This window comes from Streptomyces sp. NBC_01003 (assembly GCF_045162695.1).
Classification (GTDB): Bacteria; Actinomycetota; Actinomycetes; order Streptomycetales; family Streptomycetaceae; genus Streptomyces.
Genome location: NZ_CP108707.1, coordinates 7906817 through 7919336 on the forward strand (window position 1 = coordinate 7906817; position 12520 = coordinate 7919336).

Below are 12520 nucleotides of genomic sequence, written 5' to 3' on the forward strand. Positions count from 1 at the left end.
CGGGAGACGGCGCTACGCCGTCTCCTGCTCCGCCTCCACCTGCGCGTTCCACTCCCGCTTCGAGGCCTGCCAGCCGTCCTCGTTGTGACCGAGGCGCCAGTAGCCGGAGATCGAGAGGTCCTCGCGCGGGATCTCGCGCTCGGTGCGCAGATGGCGGCGCAGCTCCTTCACGAAGCCCGCCTCGCCGTGCACGAAGGCGTGCACCCGGCCGGCCGGGAACGCGAGCCCGCGTACGGCCTCGACCAGGGCCTCGCCCACCGGCCGGTCGCCGCGGTGCAGCCAGACGACCTGCGCGTCGGAGTCGATCTTCTGCTCCTCGGTGGCGTCGGAGACCTCCACGAAGGCGTGGGCCACGGCGTCCTCGGGCAGCGACTCCAGGGCGGCGGCGATCGCGGGCAGGGCGCTCTCGTCACCGGCGAACAGGTGCCAGTCGGCAGTTGAGTCCGGGGCGTAGGCGCCGCCGGGACCGGCCAGGTGCACGCTCGCGCCGGGCTGTACGTCGCGTGCCCAGGGACCGGCGATGCCCTCGTCGCCGTGCACCACGAAGTCGAGCGTCAGCTCGCGCGCCACCGGGTCCCAGGCGCGCACGGTGTACGTACGCGTCACGGGCCACTGGTCGCGCGGCAGCTCCTCACGGATCCGGCCGAGGTCGAACGGCTCGGGGTAGGTGACCCCGTCGAGCGGGAACTGCAGCTTCACGTAGTGGTCGGTGCAGCCGCCCGCGGCGAAGGCGGCAAGGCCGTCCCCGCCGAGGACCACGCGCTGCATGTGCGGGGTGAGCCGCTCGGTGCGCAGGACCTCGCCCCGGTGTGCCGTCGGCTTCCTGCGTTCCGTACGTTCCGCCATGGCGGCCTCCCCTGAAGATCACTGGCTACTTAGGTTTACCTAAGTTAACACTCAGCGCTCCAGGGTGGTGAGCAACCGCTGCAAAGATCCGCCCAAGCCCCAGCGCTCCGCGAGCTTCCCGAGGGCCTCGGGATCGCGCGCCTCGCGCGGCAGCGCCGTGTCCACCTCCGGCAGGGGCACGTCCCCGGCGACCCGCACGACCGTCGGCGCCACCGCGATGTACGGCCGCGACTCGTCCAGGCGCTTGCGCTGCGACGGCGTCAGCTTCGACTTCGGGTCGTCGACGGCGGCCATGATCCCGGCCAGGTCCCCGAACTGCGCGAGCAGCTTCGCGGCCGTCTTCTCGCCGATACCGGGCACGCCCGGCAGGCCGTCGCTCGGGTCGCCGCGCAGGAGGGCCAGATCCACGTAACCGGAGCCGTCGACACCGTACTTCTCGCGCAGCAGCTCCTCGTCGGTGATCTGGAGGGTGCCGACGCCCTTGAGGGGGTAGAGGACGCGGCGCTCGCGCGCGTCGTCGACGAGCTGGTAGAGATCGCGGTCGCCGGTGACGATGTCGACCGGACCGGTGGCCCGGCCGGTGAACGTGCCGATGACGTCGTCCGCCTCGTATCCCTCGACGCCGACGCGCGCGATGCCCACCGCGTCGAGCACGTCCTCGATGATCGGGACCTGGGGGGAGAGGGTGTCGGGGATCTCCTCCGTGTAGGAGCCGTCCCGCCCGGTCTCCGTCTCCTGCGCGACGCGATGCGCCTTGTACGAGGGGATCAGGTCGACCCGCCACTGGGGGCGCCAGTCCGCGTCCATGCAGGCCACGAGGGAGTCGGGGTGGTGGTCGTGCACGAGCCGGGTGATGAATTCGAGCAGGCCGCGCACCGCGTTGACCGGCGTCCCGTCCGGGGCCCTCACGGAGTCGGGGACCCCGAAGTAGGCCCGGAAGTACAGGGACGCGGTGTCGAGCAGCATCAGGCGATCGGTTCGCTGGGTCACGCCGCACATCCTGCCGCACGGCACCGACAGTCACGGCCGCTCGCGGATGTGGCGGAGCGGCACGGAGGGATGTGGCGGATCCAGTTCCGGAAGTGAACGCGATGTGAACTAGACCACTCTTGTGTTTGACCTGCATAAGCGAGGGCAGGGGCGCCCCCGGAGCGAACCCGGTCCCTCATTCAACTTATGGATGCGTTTCCGGCCCGCGAGCGGACCTCGCATCGCTCCACGGCCCGCCGGCGGGGGAGGCGGGCCGTCATGGTTCTACCCGAGAGGTGTATGTGTCCAGGCTGCAAGCCGAAGACCTGTACAAGGTGTTCGGCAGACGACCCGATGAAGCGGTGGAGAAACTCCGCCACGGAGCAGACCGTGAGGAACTGCGCGCCGGCGGCACCACCGCTGCCGTGATCGACGCTTCCTTCACCGTCGAGCCGGGCCAGATCTTCGTCGTGATGGGTCTGTCGGGCTCCGGCAAGTCCACGCTTCTGCGCATGCTGAACGGACTGCTCGAGCCCACAGCAGGGCATGTCCGCTTCGACGGCCAGGATCTGACCGCGCTCAGCCCCCGCGAGCTGCGCGCCGTGCGCTCCAAGAAGATCAGCATGGTCTTCCAGCACTTCGCGCTCTTCCCGCACCGCAGTGTGCTCGAGAACGCCGCGTACGGTCTCGAGGTCCAGGGCATCCCGCGCAAGGAGCGCGAGAAGCGCGCCGTCGAGGCGCTGCGCCTGGCCGGTCTCGCCGGCTGGGAGAAGTCCTGGCCCGACGAGCTCTCCGGCGGTATGCAGCAGCGCGTGGGCCTGGCCCGCGCGCTCGCCACCGACGCGGACCTGCTCCTCATGGACGAGTCGTTCAGCGCGCTCGACCCGCTGATCCGCCGCGACATGCAGGACCAGCTCCTGGAGCTCCAGAAGACCCTGAAGAAGACCATCGTCTTCATCACCCACGACCTGAACGAGGCCATGCGCCTGGGCGACCGCATCGCCGTCATGCGCGACGGCCGTATCGTCCAGATCGGCAGCGCCGAGGACATCCTCGTCACGCCGGCCAACGACTACGTCGCCTCGTTCATCCAGGACGTGGACCGCTCCCGCGTGCTGACCGCGGGCGCGATCATGACCTCCCCCGACAAGGGGTACGACCCGTCCGACGCGCCGGCGACGGTCACCGAGGACACCCCGGTCATCGAGCTGTTCACGCCGTGCTCCACGGGCGGCGTCGCCGTCGCCGTGACCGACAAGAGCGGCAAGCTCATAGGCGTCGTGACGCGGGAACGGCTCCTCGCCGTGCTCGGTGAGCCGATGAAGCCCGGCGCGCAGACCTCCATGACGAAGCAGGACGCCGTCCCGACGCCGCGTGGCGAGGGCGACGAGCCGGTGAAGAAGGTGAGCACCGGTGCCTAGGATTCCCTTCGGTGACTGGGTCAACGACGTCGTCGAGTGGCTGCTGAGCAACGCGGCCTGGCTCTTCGACTTCTTCAAGAACGTCTTCAACGGTGCCTACGACGGCATCAACTGGGTCCTCCAGGCCCCGCAGCCGCTGATCCTCGCGGGCATCTTCGCGGTGATCGCCTTCTGGCTGCGCGGCACGGTGGCCGGTGTCCTGACCTTCGTGGGATTCGCGTTCATCGACTCCCTCGAACTGTGGGACCACGCGATGATGACGCTGTCGCTCGTCCTCGTGGCGACGATCATCGCGCTGGTCATCTCGGTGCCGGTCGGCATCTGGGCGGCGCGCTCCAACCGGGTCAGCGCGGTCGTGCGCCCGGTCCTGGACTTCATGCAGACGCTGCCCGCGATGATCTACCTCATCCCGGCCATCCTGTTCTTCGGTTCGGGCGCCCCCGCGGGCATCGTCGCGACCCTGATCTTCGCGCTGGCCCCCGGCGTCCGTATGACGGAGCTGGGCATCCGGCAGGTCGACAAGGAACTGGTCGAGGCCGCCGACGCGTTCGGTGACACCCCGCGCAACACGCTGTTCCGCGTCCAGCTGCCGCTCGCGCTGCCGTCGATCATGGCCGGCGTCAACCAGGTCATCATGCTGGGCCTGTCCATGGCCGCCATCGCGGGCATGGTCGGCTCCGAGGGCCTCGGCGCCGACGTGAACGAGGCGATCGGCCAGCTGAACATCGGTCTCGGCTCCGAGTCCGGCGTCGCCATCGTGATCCTCGCGATCTACCTCGACCGCATGACCGGCGCCCTCGGCACCCAGTCGTCCCCGATGGGCCGCCGCGCGCTCGCCAAGGTGCGCGCCGCGCACGGTCTGACGGTCTGGAACTATCGTCCGCAGGCCGCGGTCGCGGTCGTCGGTGTCGTCATCCTCGCGCTCGTCGCGGGCGGCATGGGCATCTTCGGCGGTTCGAAGAACGAGACCCCGGTGGCCGACGCGTCGAACGTCGGCCAGGGCAAGAAGGTCACCATCGGCTACATCCCGTGGGACGAGGGCGTCGCCTCCACCTTCCTGTGGAAGGAGATCCTCGAGCAGCGCGGATTCGACGTGCAGGTCAAGCAGCTCGAAGCGGGGCCGCTGTACACGTCGCTGGCCTCCGGCCAGATCGACTTCGAGACCGACTCCTGGCTGCCGACCACGCACGCCCAGTACTGGAAGAAGTACGGCAAGCAGCTCGACGACATGGGTTCCTGGTACGGCCCGACGTCGCTCGAGCTCTCCGTGCCCGCGTACATGAAGGGCATCGACTCGCTCGAGGACCTCAAGGGCAAGAGCGGCACGTTCGGCGGCAAGATCACCGGCATCGAGTCCAGCGCCGGAATGATGGGGATCCTCAAGGACAAGGTCCTCAAGGAGTACGGCCTCGACAAGGAGTACAAGGTCGTCGACAGCTCCACGCCGGCGATGCTGGCGCAGCTGAAGCGCGCGTACGCCAAGAAGCAGCCGATCGTCACGACGCTCTGGTCCCCGCACTGGGCGTACAGCGACTACAAGCTGAAGAAGCTCAAGGACCCGAAGGGCGCCTGGGGCAAGGGCGACGGCGTGCACACGCTGTCCCGCAAGGGCTTCGCCGACGACAACCCCGAGGTCGGCAAGTGGCTCAAGAACTTCGAGATGACCGAGAAGCAGCTCACGAGTCTTGAGGCCGAGATCAACAAGGCCGGCAAGGGCAAGCAGCAGGACGCCGTCAAGACCTGGCTGAAGTCCAACCCCGGCGTCGTCGACAAGCTGGCCCCGGTCAAGAAGTCGTCGACGGCCGGCGGCAAGGGCGAGGCCGCCCGTCCGGTGAACGTCGCCTGGTTCCCCTGGGACGAGGACGTCGCGGTCACCTACCTGTGGAAGCGGGTCCTCGGCGACCGCGGCTACAAGCTCAACCTGAAGCAGATGGACGTCGGCCCGGTCTACACGGGCCTCGGCTCCGGCGACCTGGACGTCAACTTCGACGCCTGGCTGCCCTATGCCCAGAAGAACTACTGGGACAAGCACAAGGACAACCTGATCGACCTGGGCTCCTGGTACAGCCCGACGTCGCTCGAGATCGCCGTGCCGTCCTACGTGAAGGGCGTCAAGTCACTCGAGGACCTCAAGGGCAAGGGCTCCACCTTCGACGGCAAGATCATCGGAATCGAGCCGGGCACCGGCGAGATGAACCTGCTGAAGAAGAACGTCCTGCCGGGTTACGGCCTGGACAAGGAGTACAAGGTCGTCGACGGCTCCACGCCCGCGATGCTCGCCGAGCTGAAGCGCGCGTACGCCAAGAAGCAGCCGGTCGCCGTCGTGCTCTGGTCGCCGCACTGGGCGTACAGCGAGTACAAGCTCAACAAGCTGACCGACTCCAAGAAGCTCTTCGGTGAGGGCAACACGATCCGCACCATCGCCAACAAGAGCTTCCCCTCGAAGTACCCGCAGCTCACGAAGTGGTTCAAGAACTTCAAGATGAGCGAGAGCGAGCTGGGCAGCCTCGAGGCGGAGATCAAGAAGCGCGGTCAGGGCCATGAGGAAGAGGCCGTGGACGCGTGGCTGAAGACGCACAAGGGTGTCGCGGACCGGATGGCTCCGCAGTAGTTCCCGAGTACGTTCCGAAGCAGTACCAACGCGCGTGGGCGGCCGGTGTTCAGCACCGGCCGCCCACGCGCGTTCCGCCGCTCACGTGAAACCGTCCGGCGAACCTGCGTAGGGTGCAAGGAACCGAACAGGTGACGACGCGCGGGAGGGAGCCGGAGGGATGGACGAACACAAGGAGACTCTTCGGGTGGGCGCGGCCGTGCGGCGCAGGCGCCGGGCCCAGGAGCTCACCCTCGCCACCGTGGCCGAGCGCAGCGGCCTGTCCGTCCCGTTCCTGAGCCAGGTCGAGAACGAGCGCGCCCGGCCGAGCCGGCGCTCCCTGGAGAAGGTCGCCGACGCGCTGGGCACCACGGCGGTCGAGCTCCTTGCCGCCGCGGACCCCGCCCATACCGTGGACCTGGTGCGTGCCGACGACACCACGGTCGTCGAGGACGCGTCCCCCGACTCCGTCGTGCGCTCCCTCGTGCGAGGTCATCACCAGCTGCACGCCGAGGAGTTCATCGGTGACCACGACCCGGGCCGCGAGTTCCAGCTCCGCAACGACGTGCTCATGTATGTCACCGAAGGGGCCGTCGAGGTCGAGGCCGAGGGCAGGGCCTATCGGCTGGGCCGCGGTGACACCCTGTACCTGACCGGTGGCGTACGGCACCGCTGGCGGGCCACCGGCGCGGACGCCCGCGTGCTCGTCGTCGCGGTGGCCGAACACATCGAGGCACTGGACGAACCCGGGCGGTGACCGTGCCCCGCGGCCCGCGCGTCGTCTCCCTCGTTCCCTCGCTGACCGAGGCCATCGCCGTCACCCTGCCCGGAGTGCTCGTCGGAGCCACGGACTGGTGCACGCACCCGGCGGACCTCGGCAGTGGCCTCGTCCGGATCGGCGGGACGAAGAACCCCGCCGTCGAACGGATCGTCGCCCTCGCCCCCGATCTGGTGATCGCCAACGAGGAGGAGAACCGCGCGCCCGACCTCGCGGCCCTGCGCGCCGCGGGACTCGACGTCCTCGTCACCGAGATCCGCGATCTGCCGGGTGCGCTGCGCGAGCTGGAGCGGGTACTCAGGGCCTGCGGTTCGCCACGCCGGCCCCGCTGGCTGGACGAGGCCGCCGCGGCCTGGGGCGGGCTGGAACCGCCCTCCCGGCGGCTGCGGGCGGCGGTGCCGGTGTGGCGGCGCCCCTGGATGGTGCTCGGCAGGGACACCTTCGCCGGTGACGTGCTCGCCCGGCTCGGTGTGGACAACGTGTACGCGGACCACGGCGAGCGCTATCCGCGCCTGGCGGCCGACGAGTTGCGCTCGGCGGACATCGACCTGGTGGTGCTGCCCGACGAGCCGTACCGCTTCACGCGCGACGACGGGCCCGAGCAGTTCCCGGTGCCCGCCGCGCTCGTCAGCGGGCGTCATCTCACGTGGTACGGGCCGTCGTTGGCGCAGGCGCCGGAGGCGCTGGGCGCGGCGCTGCGAGCAGCTCTCCGCTGATCAGGCCGCGGACCGTGGGCACGGCGGCGAAGGCCCAGGCGGCGACGAGCACGGCGTACAGGACGACCGCGAGCACGTCGTACGCCGCGAGCCCCGTGTGTTTGGCGAGGCCCTCCGCGCCGGTGACACACGTGCCGATGGGGAACGTGAACGCCCACCACGTCATCGAGAACCGCATGCCGCGGCGCCGGGCCCGCACCACGAGCGCCGCCGCGAGCGCCAGCCACAGGAGCGCGAACCCCATCACGGGGACTCCGTACAGGACGGCGAAGACGCCGAACCCCTCGGCGTACGGGGCCGGCAGGACGCCCGGCGCGGTGTCGGCGAACTTGTTGACGGCGGTCGTCGACTGGCCGAGGGGGCCGAGCACGAGGAACAGCGCCGGCGTGAGCATCAGCGGCAGCGGTCCCGCCGTCACCAGGCGCGCGAAGATCACCGGAAGCATCACCGCGGTGGCGATCAGGCTGAGCCCGAACATGGCGACACAGGCGAGGAGCAGCGTCTGCTGCCACTGGCCCGACGGGAGATGCGGCACCAGGAGCGGGCCGACGGCCGCGGACACCATGGGCGCCACGACGGGGAGCAGCCACACGGGGGACGCCTGGCCCGGCTCGATCCGGTGCCTGGCCACCATCAGGTACGGGACGGTCACCGCCGCGGCGAGCCCGATCACCGTCCCCGCCGTGAACAGCACCGTGTCCAGGGCGACCGCCGCCTGCGTTCCGATCCAGTCCTGGCCGACGAGCATCGTGCCGCCGCCGACAGCGAGCAGCGCCATCGCGAGGCAGCCGTAGAAGGGGGCCACGGCCGGGTCGAGCAGATGCTCCTTGGCGCGGTCGCTGTGGTGCGTCCAGTGCAGGGCGCGGGCCGTGAGGAGGGCGACGAGCGCCACGAGGGACAGCGCCCACATCGCGGTGCACAGGGCTCGCAGGCCCGGAACGTGCACGGGGAGCGCGGCGCCCGCGTTCGCGATGATCGCGGTGCCCATCACGGACGCGTACCAGTTGGGGCCGAGATGGCGGACGGCGGGACATCGAAGTGACGGGATGCGGGCGGCCGTGAGCGGCTGGGCGGCGGTGACCATGACACCACGGTCGCGGCGGGCGGCTCCCCCCACCAGGGACCATGCCTCTATGAGGGCATAAGCTGGGTTTATGAGTGGCGATACGGCGGGTGCGGCGGACGGTTCGACGACGGGGGCGGGGCTCGCGCACCGGGTCCCGGACCTCGGCGCCCTCGAACTCCTCCTCGCCGTGGCGCGGCTCGGCAGCCTCGGCCGGGCCGCCCGCGAGATGGGCATCACGCAGCCCGCGGCCAGCAGCCGTATCCGCTCCATGGAACGCCAGCTCGGCGTCGCCCTGGTCGACCGGTCGCCGCGCGGCTCACGGCTCACCGACGCGGGCGCGCTCGTCACGGACTGGGCGCGCCGGATCGTCGAGGCGGCGGCGGCCTTCGACGTGGGGGCGCAGGCGCTGCGCGACCGCCGTGACTCGCGGCTGCGGGTCGCCGCGAGCATGACGATCGCCGAGTACCTGCTGCCGAACTGGCTGCTCGCGCTGCGTGCGGAGCGTCCCGACACGGCGGTGTCGCTCCACGCGGGCAACTCGGCGGCGGTCGCGGAGCGCCTCCTGTCCGGCGACGCGGACCTCGGCTTCGTCGAGGGCCTCGCGGTGCCCGCGGGCCTGGACGCCGCTGTCATCGCCCACGACCGGCTCATCGTGGTCACCGCCCCCGGACACCCGTGGGCCCGGCGCAGGAAGCCGCTCGCGGCCGACGAGCTGGCGGCGACCCCGCTCATCCTGCGCGAGCGCGGCTCGGGCACCCGCCAGGTCCTCGACGCCGCGCTCGGCGGCCTGGCCCGCCCCCTCATCGAGCTGTCGTCGACGACCGCGGTGAAGGCGGCCGCGGTGAGCGGCGCGGGCCCCTCCGTCCTGAGCGAGCTCGCAGTCGGCGAGGAGCTCGCCGCCCGCAGGCTCGTCGAGATCCCGCTCGAAGGCGTACGGCTGCGCAGGGACCTGCGCGCGGTCTGGCCGACCGGTCACCGGCCCGTGGGGCCGGCCAGGGAACTGCTCGCGCTCACCCGCGGACCGGCCTGAGTGTCACCCGTGACGTCAGGAGCCGCCCCGCGCCGCCGCGCGGATCAGGCCGCCCATGACGCGCGCGTCCTCGCCCATCTCGGGGTGCCACTGCACGCCCAGTACCCAGGTGAGGCCCTGGAGTTCGACCGCCTCGACCGTGCCGTCCGCCGCGTGGGCCGACGCGACCAGACCCCGGCCGGGCCGGTCGACCGCCTGATGGTGGTACGTCGGAACGTCCGACTCCTCGGGCACCAGCTCGCCGTACCGCGTCCCGGGCACGGGCGTCACCGCGTGCGTCCCGAAGACGCCGATGTCCTTGACGTGCCCCTCGATGTGCTGGGTGAGCGTGCCGCCGAGCGCCACGTTCAGGAGCTGCATGCCCCGGCAGATGCCGAGCAGCGGCTTGCCGGACGCCAACGCCGCGCGGATCAGGGCCAGTTCCCACGCGTCCCGCTCCACCGCGGGCGGTCCCGTGCGGTCCTCGCGCTCGGCGCCGTAGCGGCCCGGCTCCACGTCGGGCCCGCCCGCGACGACGAGCCCGTCGAGCCGCGCGACCACCGAAGGCGCGTACGTGGGGTCGTCCGGCGGCACCATCGCGGCGAGGCCGCCCGCGGACTGCACGAGCCGCGGGTACCCGGCGGGCAGCAGCGCGGCGGGCAGCTCCCACACGCCCCAGCTCGCCTTCTCCTCCAGGTAGGTGCTGACCCCGATCAGCGGCCTGCTCAACATCTGCCCGTGCTCCCTCACCGTGGTCAATCCCGTTCCAGTTCGGCCTCTGCCGCCGCGAGCGCCGCGAACTCCTCCTCGGGGGCCCGCGCCACCAGATGCCTGCGGCTGTAGGCCCCGAAGTACCCGATCGCCACCGCGTACACCCCGAGCGCGATCAGCGCCGCCGTGACGTCCACCAGGAAGGTGGCGACCAGCGCCGCGCACGCGAGGACCAGCGCCACGGAGGACGTGAGCACGCCGCCCGGAGTGCGGTACGGCCGCTCGAGGCCCGGTTCCCGGCGCCGCAGCACGATGTGCGACAGGGACATCAGAGCGTACGAGATCGTGGCGCCGAACACCGCGACGTTCAGCATGCGGGCACCGTCGCCCGTCGCGGCCGCCAGCGCGAAGCCGATCGCGCCCGGTACGAGCAGGCCGAGGTAGGGCGCCTTGCGCCGGCTGGTGAGCGACAGGAAGCGGGGGAGGTAGCCCGCGCGGGAGAGCGCGAAGAGCTGGCGCGAGCCCGCGTAGATGAGCGAGAAGAACGACGCCACCAGGCCCGCGAGCCCCGCGTAGTTCACGATGCGGCTCAGCGCGGTCGCCTTGCCACCGGGCTGGAGTGCCTCGACGAGCGGGTTGCCCGCCTCCTGGATCGCGGCCGAACCGCGCGCCCCCGACGAGGCGAGGAACGTCAGGACGGCGAGCACGACGAGGATCGCCATGGACCAGCGGATGGCGCGCGGCAGGGTGCGCGCAGGGTCCTTGGTCTCCTCGGCCGCGAGCGGCACGCCCTCCACGCCCAGGAAGAACCACATGCCGAACGGGAACGCCGCCCAGATACCCAACAGGCCCATGGGGAGCCAGGAGTTGGCGCCGAACGCGCCCGTGTCCACGGGGATGTCGTTCAGCTTCGACGCGTCGAAGTCGGTGAACGCGGCGACCGCGAAGACGAGCAGCGCCGCGACCGCGATGCCGGTGACGACGAAGCTGAAGCGCAGCGCCTCACCCACACCCCACAGGTGGATGCCGATGAAAATGAGGAAGCAGGCCAGGTAGACCGGCCAGCCGGAGGTCAGGCCGAACAGGCCGAGCGACTCGACGTAGTCGCCGATGAAGATGGAGATGGCGGCCGGCGCGAGGATGTACTCGATGAGGATCGCCGTGCCGGTGAGGAAGCCGCCCCAGGGGCCGAGGGCGCGGCGCGCGAAGCCGTAGCCGCCGCCCGCCGTGGGCAGCACCGAGGACAGCTCGGCCAGCGAGAACACCATGCACGCTTACATGACGCCCATCAGGGCCATCGCGATCCCGAGGCCGCCGAAGCCGCCCTGCGCCAGGCCGAAGTTCCAGCCCGAGTAGTCGCCGGAGACGACGTACGCGACGCCGAGCCCGGTCAGGAGCAGCCAGCCCGCGCTGCCGCGGCGCAGCGTTCTGCGTTCCAGATAGTCGTCCCCCGTATCACCGGTGGGGCGGGTGTTCTGGGTGTCCAAGGTCATGGCGCGGGCTCCCCGTCGTACGGTGGATGCTCAATGGAGTGGATCCATACCTTTGCGGGGAGCGTGCGAAGAAATCAAGACCCCTGCGTTACGCGCCGGTTAATCACGGGCTCAGGTCAGGAAGCCCCGCAGGAGAGCGGCCGTGCCGGCGCAGTGCTCGCGCATCATCTCCCGCGCCCCGTCCGCGTCCCCGTCGAGCACCGCCTCCACCAGGGCCGTGTGCTGGCGCTGCGAATGCTCCAGGTTTCGTACCAACAGCGGGATGCAGTCGAGGAGGTCGTTCACCGTCGCGCGCACCGCCGCGTACTGAGCCGTGAGCGAGGGTGACCCGCACAGTTCGGCGAGCGTGAGATGGAGCAGCGTGTCGAGGCGGCGGTAGTCGGCGAGGGGTGCGTCATGGGTGCGCGCGAGGGCGCCGCGCAGCCGTTCGGTCTGTTCGTCGGTGAGGCCGTGCACGGCGCACAGGCCGGCCGCTCCGACCTCCAGGACCTCCCGGAAGCGCAGCGCGTCCTCGACGTCGACGCCCTTGAGGCGGCGGCGCAGCTCGTCCTCGCCCGGCGTGTCCGTGCGTGCCACCACGAACGTGCCGCCGTAGCGCCCGCGCCGCGACTCGACCAGGCCCTGGTCCTGGAGCACCTTCAGGACCTCCCGCAGCGTCACCCTGCTGATCCCGAGCCGGTCCGCCAACTCCCGTTCGGACGGGAGGCGTTCACCCCCCGATACCAGGCCGAGCCGGACGACCTGGAGGATCTGCTCCAGGGCCTCCTCGAATCCGTTGCCCGCCCGCACGGGCCGCAGCACCGGCGTGAGCCGGTCCTCGTCATCGGTGTGCGACATATGGCCGTACCCCCTTCCCAAGCAATGGTTCTCCGCAATACCTTATGGCTTCCGGCTGACCGAAGAAGCCCGAAGGAGGCCTTC

The 12520-nt window shown here is 70.8% G+C and carries 10 protein-coding genes and 1 pseudogene; 5 read left to right on the plus strand and 6 right to left on the minus strand.

All coding sequences use genetic code 11. The features are described from left to right. Positions 1-12: 12 nt before the first annotated feature. Positions 13-846, minus strand: coding sequence for a siderophore-interacting protein (locus OG698_RS36045; RefSeq protein WP_406108034.1), 834 nt, complete (start codon positions 844-846; stop codon positions 13-15). Between the two features lie 51 nt (positions 847-897). Continuing rightward, positions 898-1845: a 5'-3' exonuclease H3TH domain-containing protein gene (locus OG698_RS36050; RefSeq protein ID WP_406108036.1), complete on the minus strand. Its 948-nt coding sequence runs from the start codon at positions 1843-1845 to the stop codon at positions 898-900. Positions 1846-2117: 272 nt separating this feature from the next. On the opposite strand from OG698_RS36050, the gene OG698_RS36055 reads away from it, so the two are divergent. The 4 genes from OG698_RS36055 (at position 2118) to OG698_RS36070 (ending at position 7320) form a co-directional block, all read left to right on the plus strand. Next, positions 2118-3236: a glycine betaine/L-proline ABC transporter ATP-binding protein gene (locus OG698_RS36055; RefSeq protein ID WP_406108038.1), complete on the plus strand. Its 1119-nt coding sequence runs from the start codon at positions 2118-2120 to the stop codon at positions 3234-3236. Then, positions 3229-5847 (plus strand): ABC transporter permease/substrate binding protein, encoded by a 2619-nt coding sequence (locus tag OG698_RS36060; RefSeq protein ID WP_406108040.1) that lies wholly within the window; start codon positions 3229-3231, stop codon positions 5845-5847. The genes OG698_RS36055 and OG698_RS36060 overlap by 8 nt, the downstream gene beginning before the upstream one ends. Positions 5848-6007: 160 nt before the next feature. Next, entirely contained in the window at positions 6008-6583 is a 576-nt protein-coding gene (locus OG698_RS36065; RefSeq protein WP_399970739.1) for a helix-turn-helix domain-containing protein, read from the plus strand. Then, a complete protein-coding gene (locus OG698_RS36070; protein WP_406108042.1) occupies positions 6580-7320 on the plus strand; it encodes a helical backbone metal receptor in 741 nt (246 codons plus the stop codon). The genes OG698_RS36065 and OG698_RS36070 overlap by 4 nt, the downstream gene beginning before the upstream one ends. Here OG698_RS36070 and OG698_RS36075 read toward each other — a convergent pair. Further along, the gene (locus tag OG698_RS36075) at positions 7247-8404 is read right to left on the minus strand and encodes a TDT family transporter (protein WP_406108044.1); all 1158 of its coding nucleotides are present in this window, start codon (positions 8402-8404) and stop codon (positions 7247-7249) included. The two genes, OG698_RS36070 and OG698_RS36075, sit on opposite strands and share 74 nt — an antisense overlap. 70 nt (positions 8405-8474) lie before the next feature. Here OG698_RS36075 and OG698_RS36080 point away from each other — a divergent pair, with 70 nt between their 5' ends. Continuing rightward, positions 8475-9416 carry a LysR family transcriptional regulator gene (locus OG698_RS36080; RefSeq protein ID WP_406108046.1) on the plus strand — a complete coding sequence of 314 codons (942 nt, stop codon included), beginning with the start codon at positions 8475-8477 and terminating at the stop codon, positions 9414-9416. Between the two features lie 15 nt (positions 9417-9431). Here OG698_RS36080 and OG698_RS36085 read toward each other — a convergent pair whose 3' ends face one another. The 3 genes and pseudogenes from OG698_RS36085 to OG698_RS36095 all read right to left on the minus strand — a co-directional run bounded on the left by OG698_RS36085 (position 9432) and on the right by OG698_RS36095 (position 12436). Then, complete coding sequence (locus OG698_RS36085) at positions 9432-10127, minus strand: gamma-glutamyl-gamma-aminobutyrate hydrolase family protein (RefSeq protein ID WP_406108048.1); 696 nt, start codon at positions 10125-10127, stop codon at positions 9432-9434. A 23-nt stretch (positions 10128-10150) separates the two neighbouring features. Beyond that, positions 10151-11599, minus strand: a pseudogene (gene eat / locus OG698_RS36090) (ethanolamine permease). A gap of 111 nt (positions 11600-11710) precedes the next feature. Continuing rightward, positions 11711-12436, minus strand: coding sequence for a FadR/GntR family transcriptional regulator (locus OG698_RS36095; RefSeq protein ID WP_406108050.1), 726 nt, complete (start codon positions 12434-12436; stop codon positions 11711-11713). Between the last annotated feature and the right edge of the window lie 84 nt (positions 12437-12520).

Coding starts and splice junctions, on each gene's coding strand:
- OG698_RS36080 (WP_406108046.1), top strand. CDS start 8,475: ATGAGTGGCGATACGGCGGGTGCGGCGGACGGTTCGACGACGGGGGCG.
- OG698_RS36095 (WP_406108050.1), bottom strand. CDS start 12,436: ATGTCGCACACCGATGACGAGGACCGGCTCACGCCGGTGCTGCGGCCC.
- OG698_RS36085 (WP_406108048.1), bottom strand. CDS start 10,127: ATGTTGAGCAGGCCGCTGATCGGGGTCAGCACCTACCTGGAGGAGAAG.
- OG698_RS36050 (WP_406108036.1), bottom strand. CDS start 1,845: ATGTGCGGCGTGACCCAGCGAACCGATCGCCTGATGCTGCTCGACACC.
- OG698_RS36065 (WP_399970739.1), top strand. CDS start 6,008: ATGGACGAACACAAGGAGACTCTTCGGGTGGGCGCGGCCGTGCGGCGC.
- OG698_RS36045 (WP_406108034.1), bottom strand. CDS start 846: ATGGCGGAACGTACGGAACGCAGGAAGCCGACGGCACACCGGGGCGAG.
- OG698_RS36075 (WP_406108044.1), bottom strand. CDS start 8,404: ATGGTCACCGCCGCCCAGCCGCTCACGGCCGCCCGCATCCCGTCACTT.